Below are 13615 nucleotides of genomic sequence, written 5' to 3'. Positions count from 1 at the left end.
CATGATGCCGAAAAGTGTGAGCAGTTTCGGACGACACCAGGCGCATGCGCGTTTCTGCGTCAGGTCCGTCTCGTCAGACAAAGAGGTTGAGAAAGCAATTGGTATCGTTGTAGCAATCGGTATCAAAGAGAAATAGATATGATCGCTGCAAAACCCAATTCGCTCGTTGCCCGCCTCTCTGCCCCGCCCATTCCTTCCGTCGTCGCCTGGAGCCGCGAATACAAAGGGGGAAAGGGGCCGCTCATCGATCTGTCGCAGGCCGTTCCAGGCTATCCCGCGCATCCGGAGATGCTTCGGCTCCTTGGCGAGGCGGCCGGGCAACAGGCTATGACAGGCTACGGGCCGATCGAGGGCGAACCTCTATTGCGCAAGACCTACGCGGCTCACCTTGCCGCGCTTTACGGCGCCGACATTTCCGCCGGCAACATCCACATGACCGCCGGCTGCAATCAGGCGTTCATGTGCACGGCGATTGCGCTGGCGAGAGCCGGCGATACGGTCGCGCTCACCAACCCCTTCTATTTCAATCACGACACGACGTTATCGATGCTGGGGATCGGGCGTCGATTGGTCGATTGCGACCCTGCCGGCGGCTTTCTTCCCGATCTGAATTCAGCCGAGTCTGCACTTGCGGCCGGCGCGAAGATGCTTGCCGTCGTGACACCCAATAATCCAACAGGAGCGGTGTATCCCGCAAGTCTGCTTCACGAGCTTTTTGCGCTTTGCCGGAAATATGGCGCCTGGCTGATCCTCGATGAAACCTATCGCGATTTTCTTGGCGAGAATTACGGACGGCCGCACTCTCTTCTCTCCGAACCGGCCTGGGAGAACACGCTCGTTCTTCTCTACAGCTTTTCGAAATCCTTTTGCATTCCCGGTCATCGACTGGGTGCAATCACGGCAGGCCCCAAACTTGTCGCCGAGATCGCCAAGGTGATGGACAATATGCAGATCTGCGCGCCGCGTTCGGCTCAGATCGCCGTTGCATCAGCCATTCCGGCGCTCGCCGAGTGGCGAGCCGGCAACCAGTTGGAGATTGCTCGTCGGGCGGAGGCGTTGAGGCTGGTCTTTTCCGGGCTGCCGGATTGGGAGATCGCCGCGATCGGCGCCTATTTCGCCTTTGTCCGCCATCCCTACGCCGATAAATCGTCTTCGGAGGTTGCCGAAAAACTCGCCAAGGAATCCGGAATCGTTTGTCTACCCGGCGCCTATTTCGGCGAGAGGCAGGAGGGTTATCTCAGACTTGCCTTTGCCAATGCGGATGTCGCCTCGATCGGGCTATTGTCCGAGCGCCTTCGCTAGACCGTTTTGATCAACCTCCGCCGGAAGTTCATGATAGCCGCCGCGCCAGTAAAGCAGCGGCCCTATGCCCTGCCGGATTTCCATCGCGCAGACATGTCCGACCAAAACGGCATGGGAATTGTAGTGGAATGCGGTTTCGAGCTTGCAGTCCAAGACCGTCAGGGCATTTTCAAGGACCGCCGCGCCGGTCTTGAGACGATACCATCCTGCATCGCCGTAGCGTTCGGCGCCCTTTCGGCCGTCAAGACCGGCAAAGGATTGCGCCACCTGCTGCTGGTCGGCGGCGAGCACGTTGACACAGAAGCAGCCGTACCGCTGTAGCGCCGGCCATGAGGAAGACGCGCGGTTGACGCTGACGATGACGGACGGCAGCTCTGCCGAAAGCGAGGAGACCGACGTTGCCGTGAAGCCGGTGCGATGTTGCCCGTCGCCGACCGTAACCACGCTGACGGCACCTGCCAGATGACGCATCGAAAGCTTGAAGTCCGCTTCGCTGATCAAAGCCTCGACACTCATCGGGCTGGCTCTTGTGTTTTGGCAAAGCGATTGACAGGCATTGAAAGACCGAGGTTTTCGCGCAAGGTCTTGCCCTCGTATTCCTCGCGGAACAGTCCGCGGCGCCGAAGCTCGGGCAGGACAAGCCGCACGAAGTCGTCGAGGCTGGACGGCAGGGTCGGAAACATCAGGATGAAGCCGTCGGCCGCACGTGTCTCGAACCATTCCTCCATGAAGTCGGCGATCTGGTCCGGCGTGCCTGTCATGCCGTTTCCGGTATGCTTCTCGGCATAGTGCCGGATGAGTTCGCCGACGGTGTGGCCGCTTTTCACGAAATCGACGAGCTCGTCGAACAGGGCGCGTGATCCCTTCGGCGCCGCCGGCAGCCGATCCAGGGGGAAGGGCTTGTCGAGAGCGACATCGCGCAGGTCCGCTTCGAGGAATTCGGAGAGCATCAGCCGGCCGACATCCGGATGCATCTTGTCGATCAGATAATCCACCTTCGCCTTTGCCTCGGCTTCAGTTTCACCGACGTTGATCACGATGCCCGGCATGATTTTCAGGTCGTCGGGATCGCGCCCAAAGGCCGGCATCCGGCGTTTGACGTTTTCGTAGAAGGCCCGGTTGCGCTCGATATTCGATGCGAGGCTGAAGACGATCTCGGCCGTGCGTGCCGCCATGTCCATTCCAGGTTCCGAACCGCCCGCCTGGGCGATGACGGGGCGGCCCTGGGGCGTTCGCGCGATGTTGAGGGGTCCGCGAACCTGGAAGTGTTTACCTTTGTGATTGAGCGTGTGGTGTTTGTCTTTGTCGTAGTAGATGCCGTTTTCGCGGTCGAGCAGCAGTGCGCCTTCCTCGAAGCTGTCCCAGAGGCCGAACACGACATCGACGAATTCGTTGCCGCGTTCGTAACGCAGGCCATGCGGATCGAGCCCCTCGCGATTGAAGTTGTAGCCGGTTTCGTCATGGTCTGACGTGACGACATTCCAGCAGACGCGGCCGTTGCTCAGATGGTCGATCGAGGCGAACAGGCGCGCGACATTGTATGGCTCGTAATAACTCGTCGACACCGTCGCCACGAGACCGAGATCGTTGGTGGTGACCGCCAGCGCCGAAAGCAGCGACAGCGGTTCGAAACGGTTCATCTTGGTTGGAATGCGGGCCAACGCCTGCGGATCGCCGACGGCGGCGGCGGGAGAATCCGCCATGAACATGAAATCGAACTTGGCCGCCTCGGATCGTTTGGCGACATCGAGCAGATGAGCGAAGTCGTTGGCGCCATTGACATCGCTTGCCGGATGCAGCCAGGAGGCAGGGTGAAAGCCGAAAGTATAGACGAAAGTCCCGAGTTTCATCTTGTCGGTTCGCGCCATCGAGCTCTCCTGCTATGTCGGCCATGCCGCCAAGGAAAGGCGACTGCGCAAATTATCGCCAGGCGCAAATTTTCATCAATATCGCGCAGCTGAGTTCCGTTTTAGTTTTTCTAAAGTATCGGCTGGGGCGCCGACGCCACGGCCTGCTGACGGGAAATAGCAATGAGCCAGTTGCGGAATTCGCGCCCATAGGGCTTCTGCAACGCCGCCCGATCCCAGGCGAGAAAATAGCTTTCGCGCAGTGCAATGCGCAGGTCGACCGGAATGACGAGCGTTTGCGCTTCGAGCTCATCTGATATCATCGACATTTGTGCAAGCACGACGCCGCGCTTGTTGACGGCGGCGTCAATTGCACTGCTCGACAGGGTGAAAGAGAGGCCCGGCGTCGACGCATCGAAGGAGACGCCGGCCTTGGCGGCAAACTCCGCCCAGCTGGGATAGGGGGTGAAGTGCCGTTCCCACTCGACATGGAGGAGGGGTTGTTCGAAGAGATCGCGCGCCGCATGCGCGCGATCCTGCATCAGCGCCGGCGAGCAGGCCGGAACGACCCAATCGCGAAACAGCTCGGTATAATGTTCGTGCTGCAGCACGTCCGACCCGTAGCTCACGCGGAAATCGATATCGTCGAAGCCGATGCGGGGCTCTTTGTCACGTCCGATGATTCTCACCTGCACGTCGGGATGAAGCGCCTGCCAGTCGAAGATGCGCCTGCCGATCCATTTGTTGACGACGGAGGAAAGCGCGCTGAGGACCAATGCTGTCTGATTACGCGCCTTTTCCAGCAGTTGCCCGGCCAGCGCGAATTGCTCAAATCCCTTCGATATCTCCTGGTGGTAGAGCCGGCCCCAGGCAGTCAGCTCGACGGTTCGTCCGCTACGCTCCAGAAGCGAAACGCCAAGGAAGCTTTCGATTTTGTGAACCTGCTGGCTGATTGCTCCCGGCGATACGTTGAGTTCCAATGCTGCGGCCGTCACGCCGCCGCAGCGCCCCACGGCCTCGAAGGCTTGCAAGCCCTTCAGCGGGATCGTCTTGAAGCGCTCATCGGTCACTTGCGGAGCCTCTCGTGATTTGCGCCACTCAATTTGCCATCGGATGAAAGGTCCCGGCGAACTGGAACCGGTCGCCTGGATGGGTAAACTCGACATATGTCACCGTCCGACCGTTCTGCCAGGTCTGGCGGATGAGGCTAAGGCAGGCCTCGCCGCGTTCCGTCTGCAGGATCCGCGCCGTCGTGGTGTCGGCCGAAACGGCGCGAATGATATGTTTGGCCTTGGACCAGGGAACCTCGTCAAGCAGCCATTTGCCGGGCGGAATTGAAGCAAAGCTCTCGTCTCTCGCCCGTGGGACAGCATCGAGCATGATGATCCGCCGCTCGATGGCATTCGGTCTGCCATCGACGATATGCAGGCATTGAAGCCTGAGGACTTCTGCATCGGCAGGCTCCGACAGCTGCTGCGCCTCCGCCTCTCCAAGGCGCTCGACCTTGCGGGCGAGGATTTCAAAGCGGTGTTCGTGCCCGGCCAGTTCCGCTTCGGTGCTGATATCCTGAATATCCATCACCGTGCGGTCGATCTGGGGCGATGCGACAAACGAACCTGTCTTGCGCCGTCTGACGATCATGCCGCGCTCGGCGAGCGCCGACAGCGCCTTGCTGACGGTCATCCGCGAGCACCGATATTCCGCCGCGAGTTCGTGCTCGACGGGAATACGGTCACCGGGCCGCCAATCGCCGCTGATGATCTTCGTCTCGACATCCGTGAAAATACGCTGATAAATCGACACCAAGCTCGCACCTCATCCGGCGTCAACGAAGATAAATTCCGGAACGGTCATGCCAGCGAGATCGACGGCAGCCGGCACAAATTTTGCGTTCCTCGTCTTTTACATTGACACTCTAGGCCAGCCTATATCTATTTGTATAGTCAAAAGCGGAGCGTAGAAATCCGCGCAGAGGAAATCGAAGTCGGGAACCAAAACTCCTCCGCCGGGGGAATAAAAACTGGAGAGATGATCATGAAGGCAAATTCACTGCTGAAGGGTCTGGTCGGCGCTGCGTTCCTCATCGGAGCAGCCGTTTCCGCCCATGCAGCCGACACGCTGGCAGCCGTCAAGGCAGCCGGCACCCTCAAGGTTGGCACCGAAACGGCTTTTGCGCCGTTCGACTATATCGATGCCGGTGAACATACCGGCTTGAACGTCGACCTCTTTGCCGAAATCGGCAAGGAACTTGGCGTCAAGATCGAGTGGGTGGCGCTTCCCTGGGACGGTGTTTTCCCGGCGCTTGAGGCCGGCAAGTTCGATGTCGTGGCAGGTCCTGCAACGATCACCAAGAAGCGCATGGAGCGCTATCGCTTCACGCCGCCGATCGCCGAAGCGACCATTGCCATCCTGAAGAAGGCCGGCGACACGACGATCAGCAAGCCGGAAGATATTGCCGGCAAGACGATCGGTGTCGGCAAGGCAACTGCCCAGCTCGACCAGCTGAAGGAATTCTCCGGCACGCTGCCGACCAAAGTCGATGTGCGCGAATATCCAGCCTTTACCGAATCCTACGCTGATCTCGCGGCCGGCCGTATTGCCGGCGTTGCCAACTCGCTGCCCAATATCGCCTTCGTCGCCAGCCAGCGAAAAGGCACCTTCGAAGTCGTCCTGCCGCCATTCGGCAAGAAGTCCTATTTCGGCTTCATCGGTCTCAAGGATGCCGATCATGCGCCCCTGATGGATGCGATCGATGCCGCGATGCTCAAGATCAAGGCAGACGGACGTATGGCAGAGCTGCAAAAGAAGTGGTTCGGTGCATCTTTCGATACGCCGGACGCTGTCAAGGACCCGGCATTCTGATTAGCCGCCGGTGAAACGAACGCGCCCCGCCATCGGTCGGGGCGCAGTCCGCCGTGGGATCAAAGTTAACGGCCGCAGCGCCCAGGCAAACACCGCCCATGTCCATCAAGCTTTTCGAACTGCTTCTGCAAGCCTCGATCTATACGGTGACGATCAGCGTGGTTTCAATTCTGATCGGCTTTGCGATCGCCATCATTGTTTCCGCCATGCTGCTTTCACGGCAACGGCTTTTCGTGCTGCCGGCGCAGATTTTCATCAGTTTCTTTCGTGGTGCACCGCTGCTGGTGCAGCTGTTGCTGATCTATAATCTGCTGCCGGTGATTGGCATCAACGTGCCGAGCATCGTTGCGGCCGTCGTTGGCCTTTCCTTGTGTACTGCTGCCTATCAGGCTGAAAATCTACGCGGTGGTTTTTCCAGCGTTCCCGTGGGCCTGGTCGAATCTGCCGAAATGGTCGGCATGACTCCCATTCAGATCTTCCGCCGGATCAGGGCGCCGATCGCCCTGCGCCTGACCTTCCCGGCGCTCGTCAACGAAGCAATCCTTATTCTGAAGGCATCGTCGCTCGTCTCCGTCGTCGGAATCGTCGAGCTGACACGCATGGCTCAGGACCTTGCCGGCAGCACCTTCCTGCCGCTTGAGATTTTTGCGTCCGCGGGCCTGATTTATCTCGTCATCAATTGGATCGTTGCGCTTGCGGGCGGCCTGATCGAACGCTCCCTGCCGGGAGTGCCGCGATGACCTTCGATACCAATGTGATTTTCAGCAACTTGCCGGAGATCCTCAACGGTGCGTGGGTCACCATCCTCATCTGGATCGTCACCACCCTTGCCGCTGCCGTGCTGGGTTTCCTTGTCGCTGTGGCGCGACGTTTTGGCGGCGTGCTGCTGGACAGGGCGTTCGGCCTTGTCATCGCGGTGCTGCGCGGCACGCCCTTCCTGATTCAGATATTCCTCGTCTACTATGGCGGCCCCTTCGTCGGATTGTCGCTCGATCCGATCCCGGCCGGCATCGTCGGCCTTTCCATCTACGGCGCGGCCTATTTCAGTGAGATATTCCGCTCGGGCTTTGCCGCCGTCCCGAAGGGACATATCGAGGCGGGCCTGTGCGTTGGCCTGACACAAGGTCAGATTATCCGGCGCATATTGCTGCCGGAGATGACCATGCTGGTGTTGCCGCCTTCGGTCAACATGACGATCATCCTGATGAAGGAGACGGCCGTGCTATCCATCATCACCGTGCCGGAGTTGACGGCGACGCTGAGTGCCATCGGCTCGCAGCAATATGCTTTCGTCGAGGCGCTCTTCGTCCTTGCGCTATTTTATTGGGTACTGGTCGAAATCACCGGCTGGCTCGGCCATCTCGCCGAAACGAAACTCACCAGATTCAGGTTTTTCAACATATGAGCGTTCCTGCGATCGCAGTCAAAAATCTCGTCAAAACGTTCGGCGGTTCCACCGTGCTGCACGGCATCGACCTCGAAATCGAGCAGGGGCAGGTTTCCTGCGTCATCGGCCCGTCCGGATCCGGCAAGAGTACGCTGCTGCGCTGCATGGCGTTTCTGGAGGAATCGACGAAGGGGACGATTACCGTCAATGGCGAGGTGCTTGGCTTTGCGGAAAACGCAAAGGGTGTCCGTGAGCGGGTGCCGGCGGCTGTGAACCGGCAGATTCGATCGCAGATCGGGATGGTTTTTCAGCAGTTCAATCTCTGGCCGCATATGACCGCGCTCGGCAATGTCAGCGAGGCGTTGAAGACGGTTCACAAGATGAGCCGCAAGGACGCCGAGGAGCGGGCAATGGCCCAGCTCGTCAAGGTCGGCCTCGAGGGCAGGGCAGGGCATTATCCGTCGCAGCTCTCGGGAGGGCAGCAACAGCGCGTCGCTATCGCCCGGGCACTTGCCCTCAACCCGAAGATCATGCTCTTTGACGAGCCGACCTCGTCACTCGATCCCGAGCTGACCGGCGAAGTGCTCAACGTCATGCGCGATCTCGCCGCCGAGGGTATGACGATGGTCGTCGTCTCCCACGAGATCGGATTTGCAGCAACGGTCGGCCAGCAGATCGTCTTTCTCGATCACGGCAAGGTGCTGTTCACCGGCCCGCCGCAAGACGTCTTCAAACGACCGAGAAACCCCCGGCTCGAGCAATTCCTGGATACCTATATCGATCGCGGAGCCTCGATGCTGCTGTGACGTTCATGTCCTTGCCCGACGTCGGACACACCTTCCACCGCTGGCGTCGGCTTCACGCAATTTCCTCTTCGAGTATTTTCACGGGCCGGTCCCACTGGATGAGCACCATACAGCCGGTATCGCTCCAGACCGAGTGTTCGCTGCCCGGCGCATTGACGATATAACTGCCGCTGATGTAATCGCCCGTCTCGTCGGATTGAACGCCATCGAGCACCAGGATTGTCTCGAGCCCCTCGTGGCGATGGCGGGGAACGGAGGCGCCGGGCTCATATTTCAACAGCGCCACACCCGGCTGATCGCCCTCGAAGGGGCGGATCCAGTGGATGGTGACAGCATCGCGGAAAGGGCTGAATTCCAACTCCTTCCAGCCGCCTGACGTCAGGCGTTCGCGGGTCGTTTCAGGCATGGGCAATGCTTTCCAGAATGTCGTCGACATGGGCGGTCCAGCCGACGATCGCGCCCTGGGCGCGGATCATGGCGATGGCGGCGGCTTTGAATTCGGGGAAATAGCTTTCCGTCGCCTCCTCGGCGAGCAGGCATTCATAGCCGCGGTCGTTTGCTTCGCGCATCGTCGTCTGCACGCAGACTTCGGTGGTGACACCGGCAAAGACGAGCTGACGAATGCCCTTCTGCTGCAACACGGTGCCGAGGTCGGTCGCGTAGAAGGCGCCCTTGCCGGGTTTTTCGATGACGACTTCGCCCTTCACCGGAGCGAGCTCCGGAAGAATTGCCGTGCCGGGTTCGCCCGAGATCAGGATGCGGCCCATCGGGCCTTCGTCGCCGATCCTGAGCGCAGGATTGCCGCGATCGCGTTTGGCCGGTGGCAGGTCGGAGAGATCAGGCCGGTGGCACTCCATCGTATGGATCACAGGCAGGCCGGCATTGCGGAAGCCCTGGATGAGGCGTTTGACATCGGGCACGATCCTGGTGATGCGGCTGACATCATTGCCGAGGCTTGCACCGAAGCCGCCGGGCTCGGCGAAATCGCGCTGCATGTCGATGACGATGAGGGCGAGCTCATCGTGCTTCACCGGAAAGGCGAAGGGTTCTGCCTTGATCCCCATCATCAGTGATGTCCCGCCATGTGAGCGCCGATCACGCCGATATCGGCCGAGCGCGCCGGTGTCTCGTAAACCAGCTTGCCTTCCGAAATGACCATGATGCGGTCGGACATCTCGAGCAGTTCATCGAGGTCTTCAGAGAGCAGCAGCACCGCGGCACCTAAATTGCGGGCCTTCATGATCCGGGCGCGGATTTCGGCAACGGCCGAGAAATCGAGGCCGAAACAGGGGTTCGAGACGATCAGCAGATCGACATCGCCCGTCAGTTCTCGGGCGAGCACCGCCCGCTGCACGTTGCCGCCCGAGAGGGCTGCGATCGGCGAGGAGGAAGAGGCCGTCTTGACCTTAAAGTCGGAGATCAGCGCCGAGGCACGCTTCTTCATGCTGCCCTTGTTCAGCCAGACCGCGTCCGTGCCGTCCAGCTTCAAGTCGAACGTGCGGAACGCAAGGTTCTCGCTCACCGTCATCCTGGGCGCACAGGCATTCTGCAACGGCTCTTCGGGGATGAAACGCACCCTGTTCTTGCGGGTCTCGTCACGGGTGGCGCCGTAAGTTTCGCCATTGACCATGACCTGGCCGCTATCGGTCGGGCGCTGGCCGGCCAGAATTTCCGTCAGCTCCTTCTGGCCGTTCCCCGATATGCCGGCGATGCCGACGATCTCGCCGGAGCGGACCGTAAGCGCGTCGATCTCGATCGTCTTCAGGCCGGAGCGATCCGGAGCTTTCACCTGGCTTACAGTAAGCACGGATTTGGCCGCTTCCGCCACCGGCAGACGGCTGTCGAGCTCGGCGAGCTTGACGTCGCCGATCATCATCGCCGCCATCTCGGCGGTGGAGAGCTCGCCGACCTTGCCGGTGCCGACCAGCTTGCCGCGCCGCAGGATCGAGACGGCATCAGCGAACTTCGTCACCTCGTGGAACTTGTGGGAGATCATCAGTACGGTGAGCTCGGCGCGCTCGGTCATCCCACGGACGATGCCGAGCATCTCATCGGCTTCGGCCGGCGTCAGCACCGAGGTCGGCTCGTCGAGCACGAGGAAGGAGCGGCCGAGATAGAGCTGCTTGACGATTTCGAGCTTCTGTTTTTCGCCGGCAGCAAGCTCGCTCACCGGCCTGTCGAGCGGGATCTTGAACGGCATACGTTCCATGAACTCCGCCAGATCCCTGCGTTCCCTGGCCCAATTGATCACCGCGGGTACTTCGGTACGACTGATGACCAGGTTTTCCGCACCGGTCAGAGAAGGAACCAGTGTGAAATGCTGGTAGACCATGCCGAGCCCATAGGCCGCGGCATCCTTGGGCGAGGCCACCGCCACCTCGCGGCTGTCGACCGACAACGAGCCTGACGTTGCGTGATAGAAGCCCATGATGCATTTGACGAGTGTCGACTTGCCGGCGCCGTTTTCGCCGAGAAGCGCGTGAAAAGACCCGGCCGGAACGGCGATCGAGACGTTGTCGAGCGCGGTGAAGCTGCCGAAACGCATGGTCATATCGAGCGTCTCGATGCCGACGGCCTTGCCGGCTTGCGGAAGGGGCGTGTCGCGGACTGTGCTCACTTCATTGCTCCTTTTCGACGATGATGGCGACGGGACCGCCGCCGGACGGACCCTGGTGTTCGGCGCCGCCGGACACATAGAGATCGGTAATGCCGAAGATGCCGGCGAGAACGCCGCCGACGAAGGCACGGGCATGGCGGGTGCCTGCAATATCCGAGTCATCGAGCATCGTGTGGCGCCTGCCGCCGATCCTGCCGGACGGGTCCGGCTCGGCCTTGGCGAGAACCGCTGCCAGCCGGCTGTTTTCCGGCAGGCGTTCGCGGGCTTTCCTGACGGAATGCGCGTCGATCGCATCCCGCATGACCGCGTGGTCGATCGACAGCGGACCGGACCATTTTGCGCTCATGCCGAGGACGATGATTTCGTGATCGGTGAGTTCGACCCCGGACGAGGTTGAGGCGCAGCGGGAAAAGAGATCGAAACGTGTGCAGATGTCGGCATCGTTGATCGATGTCGCATCTATCTCGCCGAGTGCCACGGCGACGCCGAGAGCCGAAGCGCCGCGCGAGAGGCCCATGGATTTCAGCGTGTCGTGGGTTACGACCGTCCTGCCTGCTGCCTCGGCCTCGGCAATCCGGCGCGAGGTGAGCAGCGGACACTTAATCTGCACGAAATGGGCATCGGCGGGATCATCGATGCCGGCATCCCTCATCGCGGACTTCACGCCTTCGGCAACGAGCAGGATCTGTTCCCGGCGCCCGAGATGTTCGGGGGGCAGCGCGGGGGTACGCGACACACCAATGGCCAGCGCCCGTTCGCCCGGGGTTTCTACGGTTTCACGCGCAAAAACCGTCCAATGCGGCGAGAGCGCACCCTCGGTGCCGCCGGACATAATGATCGAGACGCCGTCGACGCCATATCTACTGAACAATGCCTCGAAGCTGCGGGTGGCATAACCGCGGGTAAAATCATTGACGCAGCCGTTGCCTTCCGTCTTGCCGAGAACGGCGACGATGTTGTTCGCCTGAAGGCCGCTGGCAAAGAGCGCCTCGACGCCGGCAACGTCATCGGGGCCGTCGGCTGGCACGCGAAAGACATGGGCACGCAATGACGGCATCAGGGTAGCGCCTCGACTAGAGCCGCGGAATTGGAGACGGAGCCGAAGACGCCGCCCTGCATCTTCACCATCTTGATGGCGGCGAGGTGGTTTCCATAGTCGGTCGCACCACAGCAGTCCTCCAGCAGCAGGCATTCGTAGCCGCGGTCGTTCGCCTCGCGCATCGTCGTCGAGACGCAAACGTCGGTGGTGATTCCGGTGAGGATAATGTTCTCGATGCGCTTCTGGTTGAGGATGAGTTCGAGGTCGGTGGCGCAGAACGAACCCTTGCCGGGCTTGTCGATGATCGTCTCGCCTTTGATCGGGTAGAGCTCGGGGATGATGTCCCAGCCGGGTTCGCCGCGCGTCAGGATGCGGCCGCAGGGGCCGGCATCGCCGATGCCGGCGCCGATCCGCTGCGAGCGCCAGCGTTTGTTGGCCGGCAGATCGGCGAGGTCGGGGCGATGGCCCTCGCGAGTATGGATGATGTGGTAGCCCTTGGCTCGCATGGCGGCCAGCACACGCTTGATCGGTTCGATCGGCGCCTGCACCAGTGACAGGTCGTAGCCCATATGGTCGACATAGCCGCCCTTGCCGCAGAAATCCGTCTGCATGTCGATGATGATGAGGGCGGTGTTATCAGGCCTCAGCGCGCCGTTATAGGGCCACGGATACGGATCGGCGTCGATAAAATGCCCTTTGGTTTCGACCATCGCGTCCATCATTCTCTCTCCTATTCCGCGGCAGGTTTGAGGGGTTCGCCGTAACGGCGCATCGGCTTGTCAAATCCGCAGGACGTGCCGTCCTTGACCTTTATCTCGTCTTCCCATGGCAGGCGGTATTTGCCGGCGACGAGGTCGTGCATGTAGGTGTAGGGTGCATCCTGGGCGCCGCCGGCAACGGCGACATAGCCGCGATGGCCAAACTGGTAGATATTGTTCTCCACGCCCCAGCCGAGCCGGGCCTCCCGCACCAGGTCAGGACGCACCTCGGCGGTGATGATCTCGTTGACGCGGCCGGAGGTGCCGTGGGCGATGATCGTGCCATCGAAATTGCAGATCATGCCTTCACCCATGGAATCGAACGTGCCGTCCGAGCCGCACATGCAGACATTCGCGGTAACCATCAGGTTGCAGAAGGCATTGGCCTGGTTGGTGAAGCGCCAGGCATCGCGGATCGGCGCCGTATAACCCGCCGTGCGGATCATGATTTCGGCGCCCTTATAGGCGCATTCACGCGCCATCTCCGGGAACATGCCGTCATGGCAGATGATCAGCGCGAGTTTGGCGCCCCGCGGGCCTTCGACAACAGGGATGCCGAGATCGCCGGGCTCCCAGGGCTCGACGGGGATCCAGGGATGCATCTTGCGGTAATAGAGCTTCAACTCGCCCTGATCGTCGATGACGATGCCGGAATTATAGGGCATGCCGCCAGGGTTCAGCTCCATGATCGAGAAGCAGCCCCAGATCCGATTGTCCCTGCAGGCCTGCCTGAAGGCCGCGACCTCCGGCCCGTCGAGCGTGCACATGATCTCCGGATTGATGTCCATGGAAAGGCCATGCAGCGCGTATTCGGGAAAGACGACGAGGTCCATGCCCGGCTGGTTGCGCCGCGCTTTGGCCACCAGCTCGACGATCACCTGCGTCTGTTTTGCCAAGTCCGCTTTGGTGACGGTCACCGGCAGCTGGAGCTGCACCAGGCCGATACCGACGCCGTGTTCGGATTTGTTGAGACCGCCAAGTCCGTTCATCGGAATGC

General features: G+C 60.8%; 15 protein-coding genes. 5 read left to right on the top strand and 10 right to left on the bottom strand.

Going from position 1 to position 13615, the window contains the following annotated elements:
• Nucleotides 1-138: 138 nt before the first annotated feature.
• Nucleotides 139-1302 carry an aminotransferase gene (locus tag AC1ECN_RS14035; RefSeq protein WP_024320259.1) on the top strand — a complete coding sequence of 388 codons (1164 nt, stop codon included), beginning with the start codon at nucleotides 139-141 and terminating at the stop codon, nucleotides 1300-1302.
• On the opposite strand, the gene AC1ECN_RS14030 is transcribed toward AC1ECN_RS14035, so the two are convergent.
• The 4 genes from AC1ECN_RS14030 to hutC all read right to left on the bottom strand — a co-directional run bounded on the left by AC1ECN_RS14030 (nucleotide 1279) and on the right by hutC (nucleotide 4955).
• Nucleotides 1279-1818 (bottom strand): flavin reductase family protein, encoded by a 540-nt coding sequence (locus AC1ECN_RS14030; protein WP_130769966.1) that lies wholly within the window; start codon nucleotides 1816-1818, stop codon nucleotides 1279-1281. The two genes, AC1ECN_RS14035 and AC1ECN_RS14030, sit on opposite strands and share 24 nt — an antisense overlap.
• On the bottom strand, nucleotides 1815-3170 hold the full coding sequence (locus AC1ECN_RS14025) for an LLM class flavin-dependent oxidoreductase (protein ID WP_477953254.1): 1356 nt from the start codon (nucleotides 3168-3170) through the stop codon (nucleotides 1815-1817). Before AC1ECN_RS14025 ends, AC1ECN_RS14030 begins: the two co-directional genes overlap by 4 nt.
• 110 nt (nucleotides 3171-3280) lie before the next feature.
• Nucleotides 3281-4219, bottom strand: coding sequence for a LysR family transcriptional regulator (locus AC1ECN_RS14020; protein ID WP_130690480.1), 939 nt, complete (start codon nucleotides 4217-4219; stop codon nucleotides 3281-3283).
• Between the two features lie 28 nt (nucleotides 4220-4247).
• Nucleotides 4248-4955: a histidine utilization repressor gene (hutC, locus tag AC1ECN_RS14015; protein WP_130693419.1), complete on the bottom strand. Its 708-nt coding sequence runs from the start codon at nucleotides 4953-4955 to the stop codon at nucleotides 4248-4250.
• 228 nt (nucleotides 4956-5183) lie between these two features.
• On the opposite strand from hutC, the gene AC1ECN_RS14010 reads away from it, so the two are divergent.
• The 4 genes from AC1ECN_RS14010 (at nucleotide 5184) to AC1ECN_RS13995 (ending at nucleotide 8204) form a co-directional block, all read left to right on the top strand.
• Entirely contained in the window at nucleotides 5184-6011 is an 828-nt protein-coding gene (locus AC1ECN_RS14010; protein ID WP_024320254.1) for a transporter substrate-binding domain-containing protein, read from the top strand.
• Between the two features lie 98 nt (nucleotides 6012-6109).
• Nucleotides 6110-6751, top strand: a complete 642-nt coding sequence (locus tag AC1ECN_RS14005; RefSeq protein ID WP_020397455.1) for an amino acid ABC transporter permease — start codon at nucleotides 6110-6112, stop codon at nucleotides 6749-6751.
• The gene (locus AC1ECN_RS14000) at nucleotides 6748-7416 is read left to right on the top strand and encodes an amino acid ABC transporter permease (RefSeq protein ID WP_018070730.1); all 669 of its coding nucleotides are present in this window, start codon (nucleotides 6748-6750) and stop codon (nucleotides 7414-7416) included. The genes AC1ECN_RS14005 and AC1ECN_RS14000 overlap by 4 nt, the downstream gene beginning before the upstream one ends.
• On the top strand, nucleotides 7413-8204 hold the full coding sequence (locus tag AC1ECN_RS13995) for an amino acid ABC transporter ATP-binding protein (protein ID WP_018486125.1): 792 nt from the start codon (nucleotides 7413-7415) through the stop codon (nucleotides 8202-8204). The genes AC1ECN_RS14000 and AC1ECN_RS13995 overlap by 4 nt, the downstream gene beginning before the upstream one ends.
• Before the next feature lie 52 nt (nucleotides 8205-8256).
• Here AC1ECN_RS13995 and AC1ECN_RS13990 read toward each other — a convergent pair whose 3' ends face one another.
• Genes AC1ECN_RS13990 through AC1ECN_RS13965 form a run of 6 tightly spaced genes read right to left on the bottom strand, consistent with a single transcriptional unit; the run spans nucleotide 8257 to nucleotide 13607 of the window.
• The gene (locus tag AC1ECN_RS13990) at nucleotides 8257-8610 is read right to left on the bottom strand and encodes a cupin domain-containing protein (RefSeq protein WP_018070732.1); all 354 of its coding nucleotides are present in this window, start codon (nucleotides 8608-8610) and stop codon (nucleotides 8257-8259) included.
• The gene (locus AC1ECN_RS13985; RefSeq protein WP_018070733.1) at nucleotides 8603-9271 is read right to left on the bottom strand and encodes a cysteine hydrolase family protein; all 669 of its coding nucleotides are present in this window, start codon (nucleotides 9269-9271) and stop codon (nucleotides 8603-8605) included. The genes AC1ECN_RS13990 and AC1ECN_RS13985 overlap by 8 nt, the downstream gene beginning before the upstream one ends.
• The gene (locus tag AC1ECN_RS13980) at nucleotides 9271-10821 is read right to left on the bottom strand and encodes an ABC transporter ATP-binding protein (protein WP_130693421.1); all 1551 of its coding nucleotides are present in this window, start codon (nucleotides 10819-10821) and stop codon (nucleotides 9271-9273) included. Before AC1ECN_RS13980 ends, AC1ECN_RS13985 begins: the two co-directional genes overlap by 1 nt.
• Nucleotide 10822: 1 nt before the next feature.
• Nucleotides 10823-11878 carry a cyanuric acid amidohydrolase gene (gene atzD / locus AC1ECN_RS13975; protein WP_130662934.1) on the bottom strand — a complete coding sequence of 352 codons (1056 nt, stop codon included), beginning with the start codon at nucleotides 11876-11878 and terminating at the stop codon, nucleotides 10823-10825.
• Nucleotides 11878-12579: a biuret amidohydrolase gene (gene biuH, locus AC1ECN_RS13970; protein WP_024320250.1), complete on the bottom strand. Its 702-nt coding sequence runs from the start codon at nucleotides 12577-12579 to the stop codon at nucleotides 11878-11880. The genes atzD and biuH overlap by 1 nt, the downstream gene beginning before the upstream one ends.
• A gap of 11 nt (nucleotides 12580-12590) precedes the next feature.
• Nucleotides 12591-13607, bottom strand: a complete 1017-nt coding sequence (locus tag AC1ECN_RS13965) for a formamidase (RefSeq protein ID WP_130687228.1) — start codon at nucleotides 13605-13607, stop codon at nucleotides 12591-12593.
• Nucleotides 13608-13615 lie beyond the last annotated feature (8 nt).

It is taken from the genome of Rhizobium sp. 01N447_2 (assembly GCF_056399245.1).
This window is presented reverse-complemented; position numbering and strand designations above follow the sequence as displayed.

Excerpts from the sequence above, each read along its gene's own strand:
- AC1ECN_RS14030 (WP_130769966.1), bottom strand. The coding sequence starts at position 1,818 with ATGAGTGTCGAGGCTTTGATCAGCGAAGCGGACTTCAAGCTTTCGATG.
- AC1ECN_RS14005 (WP_020397455.1), top strand. The coding sequence starts at position 6,110 with ATGTCCATCAAGCTTTTCGAACTGCTTCTGCAAGCCTCGATCTATACG.
- biuH (WP_024320250.1), bottom strand. The coding sequence starts at position 12,579 with ATGGACGCGATGGTCGAAACCAAAGGGCATTTTATCGACGCCGATCCG.
- AC1ECN_RS14000 (WP_018070730.1), top strand. The coding sequence starts at position 6,748 with ATGACCTTCGATACCAATGTGATTTTCAGCAACTTGCCGGAGATCCTC.
- AC1ECN_RS13965 (WP_130687228.1), bottom strand. The coding sequence starts at position 13,607 with ATGAACGGACTTGGCGGTCTCAACAAATCCGAACACGGCGTCGGTATC.
- AC1ECN_RS14035 (WP_024320259.1), top strand. The coding sequence starts at position 139 with ATGATCGCTGCAAAACCCAATTCGCTCGTTGCCCGCCTCTCTGCCCCG.
- atzD (WP_130662934.1), bottom strand. The coding sequence starts at position 11,878 with ATGCCGTCATTGCGTGCCCATGTCTTTCGCGTGCCAGCCGACGGCCCC.
- AC1ECN_RS14010 (WP_024320254.1), top strand. The coding sequence starts at position 5,184 with ATGAAGGCAAATTCACTGCTGAAGGGTCTGGTCGGCGCTGCGTTCCTC.
- AC1ECN_RS13985 (WP_018070733.1), bottom strand. The coding sequence starts at position 9,271 with ATGATGGGGATCAAGGCAGAACCCTTCGCCTTTCCGGTGAAGCACGAT.
- AC1ECN_RS14025 (WP_477953254.1), bottom strand. The coding sequence starts at position 3,170 with ATGGCGCGAACCGACAAGATGAAACTCGGGACTTTCGTCTATACTTTC.
- AC1ECN_RS13990 (WP_018070732.1), bottom strand. The coding sequence starts at position 8,610 with ATGCCTGAAACGACCCGCGAACGCCTGACGTCAGGCGGCTGGAAGGAG.
- AC1ECN_RS13995 (WP_018486125.1), top strand. The coding sequence starts at position 7,413 with ATGAGCGTTCCTGCGATCGCAGTCAAAAATCTCGTCAAAACGTTCGGC.